Annotated in this window: 14 protein-coding genes and 1 riboswitch; of the genes, 2 read left to right on the top strand and 12 right to left on the bottom strand. The window is 71.0% G+C overall.

Translation table 11 applies throughout. The features are described from left to right. Nucleotides 1–31 precede the first annotated feature (31 nt). The 4 genes from CACI_RS15455 to CACI_RS15440 form a co-directional block, all read right to left on the bottom strand. The gene (locus CACI_RS15455; protein WP_041541771.1) at nt 32–301 is read right to left on the bottom strand and encodes a phosphoribosyl-ATP diphosphatase; all 270 of its coding nucleotides are present in this window, start codon (nt 299–301) and stop codon (nt 32–34) included. A gap of 56 nt (nt 302–357) precedes the next feature. Continuing rightward, a complete protein-coding gene (gene ribH / locus CACI_RS15450) occupies nt 358–843 on the bottom strand; it encodes a 6,7-dimethyl-8-ribityllumazine synthase (RefSeq protein WP_012787311.1) in 486 nt (161 codons plus the stop codon). Between the two features lie 178 nt (nt 844–1,021). After that, the gene (locus tag CACI_RS15445) at nt 1,022–2,359 is read right to left on the bottom strand and encodes a bifunctional 3,4-dihydroxy-2-butanone-4-phosphate synthase/GTP cyclohydrolase II (RefSeq protein WP_012787310.1); all 1,338 of its coding nucleotides are present in this window, start codon (nt 2,357–2,359) and stop codon (nt 1,022–1,024) included. Then, nucleotides 2,356–3,027, bottom strand: a complete 672-nt coding sequence (locus tag CACI_RS15440; RefSeq protein WP_012787309.1) for a riboflavin synthase — start codon at nt 3,025–3,027, stop codon at nt 2,356–2,358. Before CACI_RS15440 ends, CACI_RS15445 begins: the two co-directional genes overlap by 4 nt. Before the next feature lie 196 nt (nt 3,028–3,223). After that, nucleotides 3,224–3,361: riboswitch (FMN riboswitch) on the bottom strand. Nucleotides 3,362–3,643: 282 nt separating this feature from the next. Here CACI_RS15440 and CACI_RS45575 point away from each other — a divergent pair. Further along, nucleotides 3,644–5,260, top strand: coding sequence for a serine/threonine-protein kinase (locus CACI_RS45575; protein WP_012787308.1), 1,617 nt, complete (start codon nt 3,644–3,646; stop codon nt 5,258–5,260). 27 nt (nt 5,261–5,287) lie between these two features. Here the strand turns inward: CACI_RS45575 and rpe are convergent, their stop codons facing one another. Both rpe and CACI_RS15425 read right to left on the bottom strand, forming a co-directional pair. Next, nucleotides 5,288–5,962 carry a ribulose-phosphate 3-epimerase gene (gene rpe, locus CACI_RS15430; RefSeq protein ID WP_041540265.1) on the bottom strand — a complete coding sequence of 225 codons (675 nt, stop codon included), beginning with the start codon at nt 5,960–5,962 and terminating at the stop codon, nt 5,288–5,290. Between the two features lie 400 nt (nt 5,963–6,362). After that, a complete protein-coding gene (locus CACI_RS15425; RefSeq protein WP_041540264.1) occupies nt 6,363–6,812 on the bottom strand; it encodes a helix-turn-helix domain-containing protein in 450 nt (149 codons plus the stop codon). A gap of 286 nt (nt 6,813–7,098) precedes the next feature. On the opposite strand from CACI_RS15425, the gene CACI_RS15420 reads away from it, so the two are divergent. After that, nucleotides 7,099–8,751 (top strand): AMP-binding protein, encoded by a 1,653-nt coding sequence (locus tag CACI_RS15420; protein WP_012787305.1) that lies wholly within the window; start codon nt 7,099–7,101, stop codon nt 8,749–8,751. Nucleotides 8,752–8,763: 12 nt separating this feature from the next. Here the strand turns inward: CACI_RS15420 and CACI_RS15415 are convergent, their stop codons facing one another. The 6 genes from CACI_RS15415 to CACI_RS52345 form a co-directional block, all read right to left on the bottom strand. Further along, nucleotides 8,764–9,534, bottom strand: coding sequence for an SDR family oxidoreductase (locus tag CACI_RS15415; RefSeq protein WP_012787304.1), 771 nt, complete (start codon nt 9,532–9,534; stop codon nt 8,764–8,766). 61 nt (nt 9,535–9,595) lie between these two features. Continuing rightward, nucleotides 9,596–11,032 carry a M1 family metallopeptidase gene (locus CACI_RS15410; RefSeq protein ID WP_223297638.1) on the bottom strand — a complete coding sequence of 479 codons (1,437 nt, stop codon included), beginning with the start codon at nt 11,030–11,032 and terminating at the stop codon, nt 9,596–9,598. 182 nt (nt 11,033–11,214) lie between these two features. After that, nucleotides 11,215–12,696 (bottom strand): RsmB/NOP family class I SAM-dependent RNA methyltransferase, encoded by a 1,482-nt coding sequence (locus CACI_RS15405; RefSeq protein ID WP_012787302.1) that lies wholly within the window; start codon nt 12,694–12,696, stop codon nt 11,215–11,217. 68 nt (nt 12,697–12,764) lie between these two features. Then, on the bottom strand, nt 12,765–13,712 hold the full coding sequence (fmt, locus tag CACI_RS15400; protein ID WP_012787301.1) for a methionyl-tRNA formyltransferase: 948 nt from the start codon (nt 13,710–13,712) through the stop codon (nt 12,765–12,767). A gap of 2 nt (nt 13,713–13,714) precedes the next feature. Further along, nucleotides 13,715–14,263, bottom strand: coding sequence for a peptide deformylase (gene def / locus CACI_RS15395; RefSeq protein WP_041540263.1), 549 nt, complete (start codon nt 14,261–14,263; stop codon nt 13,715–13,717). A gap of 215 nt (nt 14,264–14,478) precedes the next feature. Continuing rightward, nucleotides 14,479–17,109: a primosomal protein N' gene (locus CACI_RS52345; RefSeq protein ID WP_012787299.1), complete on the bottom strand. Its 2,631-nt coding sequence runs from the start codon at nt 17,107–17,109 to the stop codon at nt 14,479–14,481. Nucleotides 17,110–17,151: the final 42 nt, after the last annotated feature.

Raw genomic sequence — 17,151 nt, 5'->3', positions numbered from 1 at the left:
CATCGCGGGACCCTGACTCGCACTCCACGGCTCACAGATGCTTGTACACGTCCTCAAGCTTCAGATCGCGCGCCAGCATCAGCACCTGCACGTGGTACAGGAGCTGCGAGATCTCCTCGGCGGTGCGGTCGCCGTCCTCGTACTCGGCGGCCATCCAGACCTCGGCGGCCTCCTCGACGATCTTCTTGCCGATGGCGTGCACGCCGAGGCCGAGGAGCTCCACGGTGCGGGAGCCCTCCTCGGCGCGTTCGGCCTTGGCGGTGAGCTCGCCGAACAGGGTCTCGAAGCTCTTCGCGGTGATCGGAACGGCGGTTCCCACCGGCACCTCCACGGGGTCGTCGGCTGTGGGCGAGGCGTTCACCGCTTCGCCTCGATCTTCTTCAGGACCAGCGCGGTCGCCACGGCGGCCTCCACGGCCTCGCGGCCCTTGTCCTCCCGCGAGCCGGGCAGGCCGGCGCGGTCCAGCGCCTGCTGCTCGGTGTCGCAGGTGAGCAGGCCGAAGCCGATCGGCGTGCCGGTGTCCAGGGCGACCCGGTTCAGCCCGTCGGTGGCGGCGGCGCACACGTACTCGAAGTGCGGGGTGCCGCCGCGGATGACGACGCCGAGGGCCACCACCGCGTCGTAGCCCGAACCCGCCTCGGCCAGCGCCTTGGCCAGCACCGGCAGCTCGAAGGAGCCCGGCGCGCGGAACAGGTCGTGCTCCGCGCCGATCTCCGCGAGCGCCTTCTCGGCCCCGGCCACCAGGCCGTCCATGACCTGGGTGTGCCACTGCGCGGCCACCACCGCGACCTTGAGGTCGGCGCCACCCTCGATGCTGATGGCCGGCGCTCCCGCTCCGCTCACTTGTGTTCACTCCTTGGTGCGTTGTCGTGGCCCCGCGTCGATGTCGGTGCGCGGGGCAAGTCTTCCAGACCGGGGGCGCGCGCCGCGTCCCGATCCTGAGGGCTGGTCCGCCGGACCCCGGTGCCCCGGGTACAGATTTTCCGTGGATACAGATCAGTGGATACAGATCAGAGGTCTGTCAGCCGACTATGGCCGCGGCCAGCGCTTCGGCCTCCGCCTCGCCGAGATGGTCCAGGCCTTCCAGATCGGGCAGGTCGTGTCCCATCCGGTCGCGCTTGGTCCGCAGGTAGTGGATGTTGTCGGGGGTGACGTTCCCGGGCAGCGGCACGCGTCCGATCACGTGCAGCCCGAAGCCCTCCAGCGCCGAGCGCTTGGCCGGGTTGTTGGTCAGCAGCCGCATCGAGCGCACGCCGAGGTCGGCCAGGATCTGCGCGCCGGTCCCGTAGTCGCGGGCGTCGGCGGGCAGGCCCAGCTCCAGGTTCGCGTCGACCGTGTCGTGCCCGCGCTCCTGCAGCTCGTAGGCACGCAGCTTGTGCATCAGGCCGATGCCGCGCCCCTCGTGCCCGCGCATGTAGAGCACGATCCCGCGCCCCTCGACGTCCACGGCCCGCAGCGCGGCGTGCAGCTGCGGACCGCAGTCGCAGCGCCGGGAGCCGAGGACGTCGCCGGTCAGGCACTCGGAGTGGACCCGGACCAGCACGTCCTCGCCCTCGCCGATCTCGCCCTTGACCAGCGCGACGTGCTCGATGCCGTCCACGTCGGAGCGGTAGCCCACGGCCTTGAAGTCGCCGAAGGCGGTGGGCAGCCGGGTCTCGGCGGCGCGGGTGACCGACTTCTCGGTGCGGCGGCGGTAGGCGATCAGGTCGGCGATGGAGATCAGCGCCAGGCCGTGCTGCTCGGCGAACCTCGCCAGCTGCGGCAGCCGCGACATCGAGCCGTCGTCCTCGACCACCTCGCAGATCCCGGCGGCCAGCGGCAGCCCGGCCAGCCGGCACAGGTCCACCGCGGCCTCGGTGTGGCCGGCGCGGACCAGCACGCCGCCGTCCTTGGCGCGCAGCGGGAAGACGTGGCCAGGGCGGGTCAGATCGTCGGCGGCGGTGTCCGGGTCGGCCAGCAGGCGGATGGTGCGGGCCCGGTCGGCGGCCGAGATGCCGGTGGTCACGCCCTCGCGGGCGTCGACCGAGACGGTGTAGGCGGTGCCCTTGCGGTCCTGGTTGATCGCGGTCATCGGCGGCAGGTTGAGCCGGTCGGCGTCGGCGGCCGGCAGCGGCACGCAGATCACGCCGGAGGAGTAGCGGATGGTGAACCCGACGACCTCGGGCGTGGCCAGCGAGGCGGCGAAGATCAGGTCGCCCTCGTTCTCCCGGTCCTCGTCGTCGACCACGACGATCGGACGGCCGGCGGCCAGCTCGCTCAGCGCGCGCTCGATGCTGTCCAGGACGATGGGGTCGGCGTGCTCGGTGTGTTCGGCGGCGTGCCCGGCGGGCCCGGCGTGCTCAGTGTCCACGGCGCTCATGCCGTGACCTCCTTCGAGGTGGCGTCAGCGGCGGAACCGCTCTCGGACTGCCCGGCGGCGGCGCCGTCGAGCCCGAGCAGCCGCTCGGTGTACTTCGCGATGACGTCGATCTCCAGGTTCACCGCCGCGCCGGGGCCCTTGCTGCCCAGCGTCGTCAGCTCCAGCGTGGTGGGGATCAGGCTGACCGTGAAGGAGTCGGCGGCGGCCTCGACCACGGTCAGCGAGATGCCGTCCACGGTGATCGAACCCTTGTCGACGACATACCGGGACAGCGCCGAGGGCAGCGAGACCCGGACGACCTCCCAGTGCTCGCCGGGGATGCGCTCCAAGACGACGCCGACACCGTCCACATGCCCCTGCACCAGGTGTCCGCCCAGACGCGCGCCGAGCTTCATCGGACGTTCCAGGTTCACAGGATCGCCGGGCTTCAAGTCGCCCAGATTGGACTTGTCCAAGGTCTCGGCCATCACGTCCGCGGTGAACTCCCCGGCCTTCGCGGCCTGGTCCCCGGACTCGATGACGGTCAGACAGACGCCGTTGACGGCGATCGAGGAGCCGTGCTCGGCGTCCGAGGTGACCAGCGATCCGGCCACGCGCAGCCGCGCGGAGTCGCCGTCGGCTTCCAGCGCGACGACCCGGCCGAGCTCTTCGACGATGCCTGTGAACACGGTGTGCTCCCCTAATCCGCCTCATCCGCGCGCCGGTCGGCACGCGGTCGAACCCGGACTCCGGGAAGGGGGGTGCGGCAAGGGAGGCGGCGCGCCACGGCACACTCCGCCCAGCTCGGCGGCAGCCGTCGCGAACGCCGCGACGGGACGTGGTCCGCACCGGGCGCTGTGCGGACACAGCGAGGCGGCACGCCCGTCGCGTGCAGCCTCCCATCCGGACTTTAACCGTCGGTCCCGGAATTCCACCGGATCGGCCGCCCGTTCGCCGAGGCGAATGAGCGGTTCGCGGACTGTCACCGCCGGTTCGGAATTTCACCGACCCCGGAGCACGCGTTCGTCGTTCCGAACCAGTGTGCCACGCGATTCATTCCCGCGTCGCGCGAGCGTGGCGCGCGTCACGCTGGTTCCCGCCGGGAACTGTAACACGTTCTAGTTTTACCGGGAAGCTACGGAGCCCCGCGTTTCCTGGACACCGGACGGCGCGCCAGGATAAGCACGTAGCCTGATCTGTATCCACGCCAAGACATCTAAGCCAAGCCCCAGAACTCAAGCCAAGACCCAGAATCCGAACCAGCAGCAAGCATTCGAGCCGATCCATTGACGCGGGGGGACGCAGATGGCGGGACGCGCGGAGCCCGGCCGGTTGATCGGCGGCCGCTACCGGCTGCTGGCCCGGCTCGGCGCCGGCGGCATGGGCCAGGTCTGGCGCGCGAGCGACGAGGCGCTGCGCATCGACGTCGCGGTCAAGGAGGTCTGGCTGCCGACGGCCGGCGGCATGGACGCCGAGGAGCGCCTGCGCCGGGCCGAGCGCGAGGCGCGCAACGCCGCACGGCTGCGCGACCATCCGAACGTGGTGGCCGTGCACGACGTCGTGGTCGAGGACGGCGTGCCCTGGACGGTGATGCAGCTGGTCGCCGGGCACTCGCTGCAGGAGCACGTCGAGAAGTTCGGACCCCTGCGCGTGGACCACGCGGCCCTGGTCGCCGCCGCGCTGCTGGACGCGCTGGAGGCGGCGCACGCGGCGGGCATCGTGCACCGCGACGTGAAGCCGGCGAACGTGATGCTCGCCGACGACGGCAAGGTCCTGCTGACCGACTTCGGCATCGCGATCGGGCACACCGACACCGCGCTGACCGCGGCCGGGAACCTGCTGGGCTCGGTGGAGTACATCGCGCCGGAGCGAGCACGCGGGACCGAGGGACTGCCCGCGAGCGACCTGTTCTCGCTCGGGGTCACGCTGTTCCAGGCGGTCGAGGGCTTCTCGCCGTTCCACCGCGAGACCGCGACCGGGACGCTGACCGCGGTGATCCTGGACGAGGCGCCGGATCCGGTGCGCGCCGGGCGACTGGCGCCGCTGATCTTGGGACTGCTGGAGAAGGAGCCCGCGGCGCGGGTCGGGATCGCGCAGGGGCGGCGGCTGCTGGCGGCGCGGGAGGTCGCGGTGGAGATGCCGCCGACGCCGCCGACCACGTCGACAACACCGACAACGCCGAAGCCGCCGAAACCGCCGACGCCCGCCTCGACCGCGAGCCCGGATACAGGCTCAGCGCACCGGCATGGTGGCGCGCCGGGACGCGGGACGACCGGTGCATCGCAGCACTCGGCGTCGCAGCACTCGACCCCGCCGCGGCGGCCGACGGTCGGCTCGCCGCGCCGCCCGACCGACGCCGGCAAGCGTCCGTCGCAGGGCACAGGTAAAGGTGCGAGTACCGCCAGCGGCAGCAACAGCATCAGCCCACGTCACACCACAGACCAGCGGCGTCGCATCCCACCGCCGGAGCCCGCCGACCGCCGCCGTCAGCCGCCGATCACCGACCCGCGCCGCTCGACCGGCACCGTCCAGCGCCCGCATGCCCCTGCGCCGCCGGCTCGGCCTGCCCGGGGTCCGGCGAGGGTGCGGGCGCGCGCGGTCATCTTGGTGCTGTTGGTGGTGGCGACCGTCGGCGGCGTCCTGGCCGCGAAGATGGGACACGCGGCGTCCTTCACCGTGACCGGCGTCAAGGTCGGCGACTTCGTGAAGGTGGACGCCGCCGGCCACATCACCGGCAAGACCACGCAACCGAAGGCCGCCGGCAGCGCAGACGGACGCCGGGTGACAGCCCGCGAAGACCGCGCCGACCCGGAGATCTGCAAGCGCCTCCACGTCGCGGGCCGGGCCGATGTGGAAACGCAGCACGCGATCAGCTTCTGCCTCGTCCGGCCCGCCGAAGCGGCCACGGCTCCGGCGCGATAGCAGCCGCAGCCCGCCAACTCCCCCGCCTCAGGCGAGGCGCGCCCCGGCCGCCTCGGCCTGAGCCCGCAGCGCCTGGATCGCCCGATCCGGGTCCTCGGCGCCGTAGACCGCGGACCCGGCGACGAACACGTCGGCTCCGGCCTCGGCACAGCGCTCGATGGTGTCCGCGGCGACACCGCCGTCGATCTGCAGCCACACCGACCCGCCGTGCCGGTTGATCATCTGCCGCGTCCGCCGAATCTTGGGCAGCACCACATCCAGGAACTTCTGCCCGCCGAACCCCGGCTCGACCGTCATGAGCAGGACCATGTCCAGCTCCCCCAGCAGGTCCTCATACGGCTCGATCGGCGTCGCCGGCTTCAGCGCCATCCCCGCCCGAGCACCGGCCGAGCGAAGGGAACGCGCCAGCCGGATCGGCGCACGCGCCGCCTCCACATGAAAGGTGACACTGCCCGCCCCGACCTCGGCGTACCCCGGCGCCCACCGATCCGGATCAGCGATCATCAGATGGCAGTCCAAAGGCCGCGGCGAAGCCTTCACCAGCGCCTCCACCACCGGCAGCCCCAACGTGAGGTTCGGCACGAAGTGGTTGTCCATGACATCGACGTGAATCCAGTCAGCCGACGGCACAGCACCGACCTCATCAGCCAAGCGCGCAAAGTCGGCCGACAAGATGGACGGGGAGATCTGGACGGAGCTCATAGGCAAAGTCTGGCAGATCACCGCGCCCCGCTCCGCGCCACGACCCCCGATTTCAGCCTCGCCAGCACTATCGCCCTCGAGACCCCGCCGCGCCGCCAGCCGACAGTCGCCGCTCGCCAATCGCCCAGCCACCGACCGCTGACAGCCACCACCGCAACACTCGCGGCACTCACCAGCGCACGGACCCACGGCCGTTCGCGCCCTACACCCCGCAGCGCCACCAGCTGCCAGCCACCGCAACGCTCGCGGCGCTCGCCAGCACACCGGCTCATCCACTCTCGCGCCCTACACCCCGCCGCGCCACCAACCACCAGCGGCCGCCCGCCAGCCGCCGCAACGCTCCCGGCGCGCACCAGCGACCGGCACACCTGCGCACCATCGCCCCGCGCCGCGCCGTCCTCTACAACCAACCCCACCGAGTGGCGAGCCACCCAAGCTGCACCCGGCTCTTCGCCCCGGCGAGCGTCATCAGGCGGCGTACCTCGCGCTCGACGCTGCGGGGGCTGACGCCGAGTTCGCGGTCCACGCGGGCGTCCTGCAGTAGGAGGGCGAGCAGGCGGAGGTCGGCCGGGGCGGGTTGGTCCTGGGGCTCCACTGCGAGGGGCAGATCGGGGAGCGGCAGGCCGATGCAGGCGGCGTGGTGGCCGAGCTGCATGCGGGTGCGGGCGCCGGCGGCGTCCATCAGGTCGCGGACCGCGCGCTGGACCGTGCGGCGGCTCACCGCCAGCCGCCGCGCGACGGCGTCGTCCGTCAAACCGGTGATCAGCAGCGCCAGCGCCCTGGTGGGCCGCGCGTCAGGGCCCGGAAGCCAGCCCTTGTCCTGTCGCATCACGCCTCCGATCACAGACATCTCTCCATCATCCGATCACAGCCGGCCGTCCTGGGTGACCGGCATGCCTGACGCTTTACCGCCACGATGACACGGAACCGCTCGGCGCCGGAACACGTCGCCGAAATCGCCTCGGCGAATCATGACCGTCCCGCGCCGCCCCAAACCGCTTCGCGCCGTCGTTAGCCGCGGAGACTACCGCGTACCCCTGAGAACGTCTCTCAGCGCGGCCCATCGACGCCGGTCCGCCGGGCCACTAGGGTCGAATCCTGACGTCGGCCACTAGAGAAGCAGCAGGTGAGACGGCATGAGCGGCAACGGCGGCGCTGAGCGTCACGATGAGGCCCATCGCAAAGGTCCCGACTCCCCGGCCCTGCCCGAGGAGACCATCGGCGGGAACCTGGCAAGGATCGCGGCGGCGTACCCCGACCGCGACGCGTTGATCGAATGCGCGACCGGACGGCGCTGGACCTACGCGCAGTTCGACGCGGCGGCGGCGGATCTGGCGCGCGGAATGCTCGCCGCCGGCGTCGCCAAGGGCGACCGCGTGGGCATCTGGTCCCCCAATTGCGCCGAATGGATCCTGGTCCAATACGCGGCCGCGAAGGTCGGCGCGATCCTGGTGAACCTCAACCCGGCCTACCGGGACCACGAGATCCGCTTCACCCTCAAGCAGTCCGGCACCAGCCTGCTGTTCGCCGCCACCCAGGTGAAGACCAGCGATTACGTCGCGATGGTGAGCGCCGTCCGCGAGGACTGCCCGGACCTGCACGACGTGGTCTTCATCGGCACGCCCGGCTGGACCGCCTTCGTCGAACGCGGCGCGACGGTCCCCGCGTCAACACTCGCCGAACGCGAAAGCCGCCTGCACCCCGACGACCCGATGGACATCCAGTACACATCGGGTACTACGGGATTCCCTAAGGGCGCCACACTGTCGCATCGCAACGTCCTGGGGAACGGCTACATGGTCGCCGAAGTCCAGGGCTGGACCCATGAGGACCGCGTCTGCCTCCCGGTACCGCTCTACCACTGCTTCGGCATGGTGATGGGCAACCTCGGAGCCACCAGCCACGGCTCCTGCATGGTCCTGCCCGGACCGCTGTTCGACCCCGCCGACACACTGCGCGCCGTCTCTGAGGAACACTGCACGGTTCTCTATGGGGTTCCCACCATGTTCATCGCAGAGTTGGCCCTCCTAGAGAAAACCCCAGACACCTACGACCTCAGCTCCCTGCGCACCGGCGTCATGGCCGGCTCGCCCTGCCCGGTCGAGGTGATGAAGCGGGTCATCGGCGAGATGGGCATGGCGGACGTGACCATCGCCTACGGCATGACCGAGACCTCCCCGGTCTCCACGCAGACCCGCCGCGACGACAGCCTGGAGCGCCGCGTCGCCACCGTCGGCCGGGTCCACCCGCACGTCGAGATCAAGATCGTCGACCCCGACACGGGCGCCACGCTCGGCGCCGACGAGCCCGGCGAGCTGTGCACCCGCGGCTACAGCGTCATGCTCGGCTACTGGGACGAGCCGCAGCGCACCGCCGAGGCGGTCGACGGCGACGGCTGGATGCACACCGGCGACCTCGCGCAGATGGACGCCGACGGCTACGTCGCCATCGTCGGCCGCATCAAGGACATGGTGATCCGCGGCGGGGAGAACGTGTACCCGCGCGAGGTGGAGGAGTTCCTGTACTCCCACCCCGACGTGGAGGACGTCCAGGTGATCGGCGTCCCCGACCAGAAGTACGGCGAGGAGCTGATGGCGTGGGTCCGGCTGCGGCCCGGCGCGCAGCCGCTGACCCCCGAGGCCGTGCGAACCTTCTGCGAAGGACGCCTGGCGCACTACAAGATCCCGCGCTACGTGCACATCGTGGACGGGTTCCCCATGACGGTCACCGGCAAGGTGCGCAAGGTGGAGATGCGGGAGCAGGCGATGGAGATCCTCGGGCTGCGGTGAGGACCGCTCGCTCTAACGCGCCGCGTTGAAGCCGCCGTCGCTGTTCACTACCTGACCGTTGATCCAACCGCCACGGTCGGAACACAGGAACGCGACCAGTTCCGCGCAGTCCGTGGGGACGCCTGTGCGTCCCAACGGAGTGTGTTCACTGATGTAGGTGGCGAGGTTATCGTCCATCCAGCCGGTCTGGGTGGGTCCGGGGTCGACGGCGTTGGAGCTCACTCCAAGGTCGCGCAGCTCCACCGCCGCAGCCTTCATGAGCCGGTCCAGCGCGCCCTTACTGGCGCCGTAGGGCAGATTGTTGACGACCGCACCACTGGTCAGACCGATGATACGACCGGCGCCATGCGGTCCGGCAAAGCCCTTGGCATATTCGCGGACCAGCAGCCATGAGGCTCGCGCGTTGACCGCGAAGTGCTGATCCCAAGCTTCGACAGAGGTGTCGAGGATCGAGGAGTCCACGGACTCGGCGTGCGCCATCACCAACACCCTGACATCCCCCAGCGCCTCACGCACAGCGGCGAAGACCTCTTCGGGCGTCTCGGGGAGCGCCAAGTCCGCCTCGACCGCGTGGACCCGCGCACCGTGCGCCTCGGCGGCGGCGGAGACGGCGGCGAGCGCCTCCTCATCGCGACCCCAGTCCATACGGTCGTCATAGGGACGCCAATAGGTGAACCCGACGTCCCAGCCGTCGCGCGCCAGCGTCTGCACGATCGCCGCGCCGATCCCCGCCCGCCTGCCGACTCCGGACACCAGGGCGACCGGGCGCTGCTGTTGCGTCATGGGCGAGCAGTCTGGTCGCGGCGGCAGAGGAGGTCAACGCATTTATCTCAGCCGAACACGCTCAGTCGCCGGTGTTGCGCCACTTCGCCCAGAACGCCGACAGGTCGCGCCCCGATACCTTCTGCGCCATGGCGCGCACGTCGGAGGGCTGCACGACTCCGTACTCGAACTCGGTCGACAGCCCGCGCAGCATCTGGTCCATGGCGGCGCGTCCGATCGTGTTCTCCAGATCGAACAGCATGCACGTGCCCTCGTGGTAGATGGCGTCGTGGTACAGGTTGTCCCCGGCTTTCTCATAGGTGTCCATGGAGTCGTCCATGCGCTCGTCGGAGGCGATCCAGTCGCAGTTGTGCGCCGGGGTCGTCGAGCCTTGGAACTCCTCGGCGCTGTACTCCGCGAACGCCTCGTCGAGCCAGGGATGCCGGTACTGGTCGTCGCCGACCAGTGCGAACCACCACTGGTGCGCGACCTCGTGCGCGACCGCTCCCTGGTAGGCGGAGGCCAGGGCGTAGTTCGGGTACTCCATGCCGTCGAAGGCCGCCCCGAACTCGTCGAACACGATCGTGAAGCGCGGGTAGGGATACGCGCCGAAGCGTGCCGCATAGGCGTCCATGGCCTGCGCCGCGTAGTGCATCAGGGAGCGGCAGTTGGAATCGCTCTCGGAGTTCGGCCAGTAGGCGTCGATCTCCACGCCGGTGCCGCTGACCACGCTGTCGTGGTGGAACGCGCCGGCCGACCAGGAGAAGTCACGTACCTTGGGCGCCGTTATGTGGGTGATGACCCTGTTCGCCGCAGTGGTCTCCCCCGCGACGGTTCCGGTCGAGGGGACCTGCAGGGTCGCCGGGTGATCGAGGGTCACGTCGTAGTCCGCGGTCAGCGAATAGAAACTCTCGCCGAAGTCGACGTAGGGCGGCAGCTCCCAGCCGTGCTCGTCCTTGACCGCGAGAACCGCTAGGGCGTTCCCCACGTAGGTGTCGACTCCGTTCACCCCGAACCGGTCGCGCCGGGTGGGGACGTCTATAGCCAGATTGAATCCGACCTGCGCGCTCGCGCCTGGTGCCAACGCCCTGTCGAGCACTATGCGGAACGCTGTGCAGTTCTGCTGTGTCTCCGCGACGGAGCCGCCACTCAGATCACTGATGCGTTCCGGCTGGGTGGCTCCGCAGCTGGCGTCACCGTTGCCCCACAGACGTATCCAGAACTCTGTGATCGGGACAGTGCCGGAGTTCGCAAAGGAGATCTGCTCCGTGCCGCTCCAGGAGTGCCCAGTGTCATCGCTCTTTAGCGACACTGTATAGCGAGCGTCGGCAGGGGCGGTGGGATCGCCGTGCGCCGCCGCCACAACGCTCTTACCGGTCGCCGCGTAGTCCCCGACCGCAGTGGAGCTGTCTATAGAGGCTCCCTCTATCTGGCTGGGAAGCGGAAGCGGATGCGGACCCAACGGTGCGGCTATGAACGCCGCCGCCACCACCGACATCGCCGCCCCGCCCAACGGCACCCACAAGCCCGCACGCCTTAGCCCGGACACCCCAGCAGTCATCCCGCCCCACCCGCCCCATCGCCGTTTGCACAAGCCCTGCCAACCCTCCAGACCACCTGGAGGGTGCAAAGAGTTACGGCGGGGACGAGCTGGGGACGAACCTGTGATCGTTTTGAGACAGTGCGGGGAGGCGATCGCCCTTAGGAACGGCGCAGGAGCGCCAGATACATGGCGTCGGTACCGTGCAGATGCGGCCAGAGCTGGACATCGGGTCCGCCGCCGAGGTCGGGCACGCCGGGCAGCAACGGCCGGGCGTCCACGCGCTCGACGTCGCGCCGCGCCTTCACCACCTGACGGACCACGTCGCGGGTCTCCTCCAGGTGCGGGGAGCACGTCACGTAGGCGACCAGTCCGCCGGTCCGCACGGAGTCCAGCGCCGAGGACAGCAGGCGACGCTGGACGCGGGTCAGCCGCTCCAGGTCCTCCGGAGTGCGGCGCCAGCGCGACTCCGGACGCCGGCGCAGCGCGCCGAGGCCGGTGCAGGGGGCGTCGAGCATGACGCGGTCGAAGGAGCCGGGCTGCCAGGGCGCGCGGATGCCGTCGGCGGCGATGACTTGGAGGCTGCCGGTGCGCACGGCGTCAGTGGCGTCAGTGTCCGTATCAGCATCGGCGTTCTCATCCACCTCAGCCGTGTGAGTGTCAGCAGTCCCGACCACTCGGTCCCCGTACCCCCGCAGAGCCCTGCGGACCAGCTCGGCCCGGTGCGGCGCGATCTCGTTCGCCAGCAGCGACGCCCCGCGCTCCAACGCCAGCCCGGCCAGCAGCGCGGCCTTCCCGCCGGGACCGGCGCACATGTCGAGCCACTGCTCGTCCCGGCCCTCCAGCGGCGCCAGGGCCAGCGCGGTGGCGACCAGCTGGCTGCCCTCGTCCTGCACTCCGGCGCGGCCGTCGCGGACCGGCGCCAAGGCGCCCGGATCGCCGCCGGCCAGGTAGGCGGCGTACGGCGAGTACCGCGCAGCCAGCGCGCCCAAGTCAGTGAGCTCCCCGACCTGCGCCAAGCCCGGCCGCGTGACCAGCGTGACGCCGGGCCGCGCGTTGTCGGCGTCCAGCAGCTCGCCGATGTCCTGGTGCGCGCGCTGCGCGCCGCGGTGCGCCTGCAGCGAGTCCCAGAACGCTGAGACGATCCAGCGCGGGTGCGAGCGCGACACCGACAGGAAGCCCTCCGGATCGTCCTGCGCGTTCGGCGCGATCCGCTTGATCCACTCCTGTAGGTCGCCCTGCCCGACGCGGCGCAGGATCGCGTTGGCGAACCGCGAGGCGCCCTCGTTGGAGACCGACCGGACCAGGTCCACGGTGGTCGACACCGCGGCGTGCGGCGGGACGTCCATCGCCAGGAGTTGGTGCGCGCCGATCCGCAGCGCGTCAAGCACCACCGGGTCGACGGCGTCCAGATCGCGGTCCACGCACGCGGCGATGATCGCGTCATAGGTCCCGAGACCGCGCAGCGTGCCGTAGGACAGCTCGGTGGTGAAGGCGGCGTCCCGGCCGCTCAGGCCGCGGTCGCGCAGCAGCCGGGGCAGCAGGAGGTTCGCGTAGGCGTCCCGGGTGCGCACCGCCTCCAGGACTTCGAGCGCGGCGGCGCGGGCCTGATCGGCGGTGGAGGTGGACGTGCGCGGTGCCATGGAGAGCTCGCTGTTCCCTTGTGACGAGGCGGTGGGTGGTGGGGGTGGTACGGGAGCAGCCGAAACGCTCAGAGGAACGCCTCGTCCCCGGTCAGGCGCAGTCCGCGCGCCCAGTCCGCCGCCGGCATCCGCCGCTTGCCCTGCGGCTGCACGTCGCCCAGCCGCACGGTGTGCCCGCTGCCGGTGCCCACCGTCAATCCTCGCGAGTCCTGCACGATCCGGCCCGGCGGGACCTCGGTGGTCCCGGGCAGCGCGGTGACCGGGAAGATCTTCACGCGCAGGTCCTCCTCGCCGTCCACGCCGGGCAGGACGGTCCAGGCGCCGGGCGCCGGGGTGCAGGCGCGGATCAGGCGGTCCACGCGCAGCGCCGGAGCCGTCCAGTCGATGCGGGCGTCGGTGGCGAGCACCTTCGGCGCCAGCGTGACGCCCTCGGCCGGCTGCGGGACCGGCCGCGCGGTGCCGTCCTCGATGGCGTCCAGGGTGGCGGTCAGCAGCCGGGATCCGGACTCCGCCAGCCGAGCGAGCAGGTCGCCGCTGGTGTCGGTGCGGCGGATCTCGTCGGTGACCGTGCCGTAGACCGGGCCGGTGTCCAGGCCCTCCTCCAGCAGGAAGGTCGAGGCGCCGGTGATCTCGTCGCCGTGCAGGAGCGCCTGCTGCACCGGCGCGGCGCCCCGCCAGGCCGGCAGGAGCGAGAAGTGCAGGTTCACCCAGCCGTGCCGCGGGACGTCCAGCGCCGACTTCGGGATCAGGCCGCCGTAGGCGACGATCGGGCAGCAGTCCGGGGCGATCGCGGCCAGCCGCTCCAGGAACGCCGGGTCGCGCACCTTCTCCGGCTTGAGCACCTCGACCCCGGCCTCCTCGGCCAGCTGCGCGATCGGCGAGGCCTCCATGCGGCGGCCGCGGCCGGAGCGGGCGTCCGGGCGGGTCAGGACCGCGACCACCTCGTGGCGGGAGTCCAGCAGCGCGCGCAGGGACGGCAGCGCGGGCTCGGGGGTGCCGGCGAACAGGACGCGCATCGTCAGATCGCCCGCCCGAAGGTCGCGTGCGGGGACACCTTCACGACCGGCTCGGCACCGTCGTTGGCCCAGTCGGCCAGCCGGATCGCGCGCATCGCCTTCTTGCGCCACTCCCGGTCCAGGCGGTCGATGAACAGCACGCCGTCCAGGTGGTCGGTCTCGTGCTGGATGCAGCGCGCCAGCATCTCGCTGCCCTCGACCTCGACCGGCTCGCCGTGCATGGTCCAGCCCTTGGCGACCACGCGCAGGGCGCGCTTGCAGGGGAAGGCCAGGTCCGGGATGGACAGGCAGCCCTCGTCGCCGTCCTGCTCCTCGTCGGACAGGTCGAGGGTGGGGTTCACCAGATGGCCGAGCTCGTTGTCGACGTTCCAGGTGAAGACCCGCAGGCCGACGCCGATCTGGGGCGCCGCGAGGCCGCTGCCGGGCGCGTCCAGCATCGTTTCGGTGAGGTCCTTGACAAGGGTGCGCAGTTCCTTGTCGAAGTCGACGACCGGCGTGGCCGGTGTGGTCAGGACCGGGTCGCCGAAGAGGCGGATCGCCTGGACGGTCAAGGGTCGCGCTCCGTTCATGGATGTACAGGATTCAGCTATCCAGTGTACGGAGCCCGGCGGCGGTGGCGGAGCGTGGCGGTTCCGCGCCTCGGAGCACAGCGCGCTCGCGAGGTGCTCAGTGCGCTCGCGAGGTGCTCAGTGCGCTCGCGAGGTGCTCAGTGCGCTCACGAGGTGCTCGGTGCGCTCACGAGGTGCTCGGTGCGCTCACGAGATGCTCAGCCGATCTGGACCGGGTCGATGCGGACCCGGACCCACTCCTCGGCCTTGCGGGCGCTGCGGACGCCCTGGGCTTCGCGGACGGCGGCGGACAGGTCGCCGCCGAGCCTGCGCGGGACGCGGACCAGCGCGCGGTGCAGCTGCTGGCGCGGGCGTTCCTCGGCGGGCTTCGGCTTCTCGGGACGCTCGCCGCGGCCGAGGCGGTCGGCGTTCTTGCCGGCGCGGGCGTCCGCCTTCTGGGCGGCGCGCTCGTCGGACCTGGGGACGTCCACCGCGACCGGTCCGAGGATCTCGGCCGCCTCCGGCAGCCGGAGCAGGCTCAGCTCCTCGGCGACGGCGGCGGGAGTGCCTGTGAGTTCCGCCACGCGGGCCAGCGGCGGGTAGTGCAGCTCGCCGCGGTCGGTGAGCTCGCGGCGCGCGTGCCAGACCGGGTCCCAGCGCACGAGCGCCTGGACCGGGGCGAGTCCCGGCTCGGCCATGATGACGACCTTGCCGCCCTCAGTCCCGGGGCGCACCAGCGCGGCGGCGTTGAGCCAGCGGCGCAGGGCTTCTTCGCCGGAGCGCAGGTCTCGGCGGGCCAGCAGGGACCAGCCGTCGAGCAGGAGGGCCGCCGCGTAGCCGCCGTCGGCGACAGGTTCGGCTCCGGGGGTCGCCACGATGAGGGCGGGTTTGTCGGAGACCTGGGACAGGACGGTGTCCTGCGCCGAAGAGATGACTTTCGTATTGGCGAAGGCGCGGCCGAGTTCTTCGGCGGTGCGCTGGACGCCGATGGCGAGCATGCGGAAGCGGTCGCCGCCGCAGGGGCGCTCGTTGACGATGCCGTCGCAGCGCCAGCCGCCTGCCGGGCGTCCGCACCACAGGCAGGACGCCATGGCGTGTCCTGAGGTGAGCTCCAGGGGTCCGTGGCAGTGGTTGCAGCGTGCGTGTTTCCTACAGCGGATGCACGCCAGGGAGGGTGCGTAGCCGCCGCGCGGGACTTGGATGAGGACCGGGCCGTCGTCGAGGGCGGCGCGCGCAGTGCGCCAGGCGAGGTTCGGGAGGCGCGCGGCTGCCGCGGCCGGATCGCGTTCCTTCTCTAGTTCCTCTCCAGAGGTACGGATAAGGGGCGACTTGGCGCGGACTGTAGAGCGGAACGCAGTAAGGGGATAGGCCCATCTGCTCTCTACTAGCTGCGCACCTTCTGCGGTGCACGTATAGCCGCCGATGAGGGCGGCTGCGCCTGTGGCGTGCGCGCGCAGGAGGAGGACTTCGCGGACATGCGGGTAGGGGGCGCGCGGTTCGGCGTGCAGGTCGTCGCCGTCGTCCCAGACCGTGACGAAGCCCAGGTCGGCGACCGGGGCGAACATCGCGGAGCGGGTGCCGATCACCATTTTCACGTCGCCGCGCAGCACGGCCAGCCAGTTCTGGTAGCGCTTGGCGGGACCGAGTTCCTCGGACAGGACGACGTGGTGGCCCGGGCCGGCGATCTCGGTGAGGGCGGCGTCCAGGCGGGCCAGGTCGCGGTGGTCGGGGACGATGGCGAGGGCGCCTCGGCCGGGGACGTGGAGGGGGTCGGCTGTGGCGATGCTTGTCGGTTCGCTGACGATCTCAGTGGTTTGCTTAGGCGTTTCCGACGTAGCGGCATCGCTATAGCGATCGTCATCCAGATCGCGGAGGTTCTCTGGGTCGATGTCGTAGTCGGTCGGCAGGTCTGGATCGGGGAGGGCGGGATCGGTCGGGTCGTCGGCGATCACGTCGGGATCTGGGACTTCTTCGGAGGTCGCAGCTTCCTCGCTCGCTGTCGCCTGTACGTGTACCGGTACCTGTGCCTGTGCCTGCATCGGTGCCGGGTCGGGTTCGGGGAGCACCACTGCATCCGTTGCCACGGCGTGCATCGCGGTCGCGATGGCGGTGGCCCAGTCCGTCGCCGGGAGGCAGGTCCACACTGCGCGCGGGAGCTTGGGCTCCGTCTTGCGTTGGAGAGCCTTTATGAACTCGCGTCCGCCGCCGTAGACGCCCCAGGGCGCTCCGTCGACCGGCTTGTCAGGACCCGCGTCTAGGAGCTTCGCAGGAGTCTTCTCCGCGCTCGCGTGGCGCGGCGGTACCGCCAGACGGAGGACGTCTGCGAGCGTGCCCGCGTATCTGTCCGCGACAGTCCTCGCGAGATCCAGAATCTCCGGAGTCAGGACGGGGAGCGGGGAGACGACCTTCTGCAGCCATTCGAAGCGGCCTGCGAAGCCGGACTCGGCGGCGCGGCTGATGACGAAGCCGTCGACGAGCTGTCCGGCGAAACGGACGCGGACCCGGACTCCGGGCTGCGCGTCGGCGTCGAGCTCGGTGGGGACGAGGTAGTCGAAGGCGCGGTCCAGGTGGCTGAGTTCCAGCGCCAAGACGACTTGGGCGTAAGGGAGTTCCGGGGCAGGCTCGCGCGCCGGCTTGGGCTTGGCCTGCCGGGCTGCTTGCCGGGCCGAGCGGCCGGCGGCGCGGCGGGCGGCTTGGCGCGGGTCGGCTCCGGGGTCGGCGTTCGGGTCGGCTTCCTGGTCCGCGTCGGGCGCGTCGGGCGCGTCGGGCACAGGGGCGTCCAGCAACGGAACCTCAGTCGGCTTGTCGTCCGGCCTTCCCTCCGTGTTCTTCTGCTCCAGCGCCTCCACAGTGTCAATTTCTACCCGATAGCGGTGACACCGGTGGCGTGG

Origin of the sequence: Catenulispora acidiphila DSM 44928 (assembly GCF_000024025.1) — a bacterium.
GTDB lineage: Bacteria > Actinomycetota > Actinomycetes > Streptomycetales > Catenulisporaceae > Catenulispora > Catenulispora acidiphila.
This window is presented reverse-complemented; position numbering and strand designations above follow the sequence as displayed.

Coding starts and splice junctions, on each gene's coding strand:
- rpe (WP_041540265.1), bottom strand. CDS start 5,962: ATGAGCTCCGTCCAGATCTCCCCGTCCATCTTGTCGGCCGACTTTGCG.
- CACI_RS15425 (WP_041540264.1), bottom strand. CDS start 6,812: ATGTCTGTGATCGGAGGCGTGATGCGACAGGACAAGGGCTGGCTTCCG.
- CACI_RS45575 (WP_012787308.1), top strand. CDS start 3,644: ATGGCGGGACGCGCGGAGCCCGGCCGGTTGATCGGCGGCCGCTACCGG.
- CACI_RS15420 (WP_012787305.1), top strand. CDS start 7,099: ATGAGCGGCAACGGCGGCGCTGAGCGTCACGATGAGGCCCATCGCAAA.
- fmt (WP_012787301.1), bottom strand. CDS start 13,712: ATGCGCGTCCTGTTCGCCGGCACCCCCGAGCCCGCGCTGCCGTCCCTG.
- CACI_RS15405 (WP_012787302.1), bottom strand. CDS start 12,696: ATGGCACCGCGCACGTCCACCTCCACCGCCGATCAGGCCCGCGCCGCC.
- CACI_RS15445 (WP_012787310.1), bottom strand. CDS start 2,359: ATGAGCGCCGTGGACACTGAGCACGCCGGGCCCGCCGGGCACGCCGCC.
- CACI_RS15415 (WP_012787304.1), bottom strand. CDS start 9,534: ATGACGCAACAGCAGCGCCCGGTCGCCCTGGTGTCCGGAGTCGGCAGG.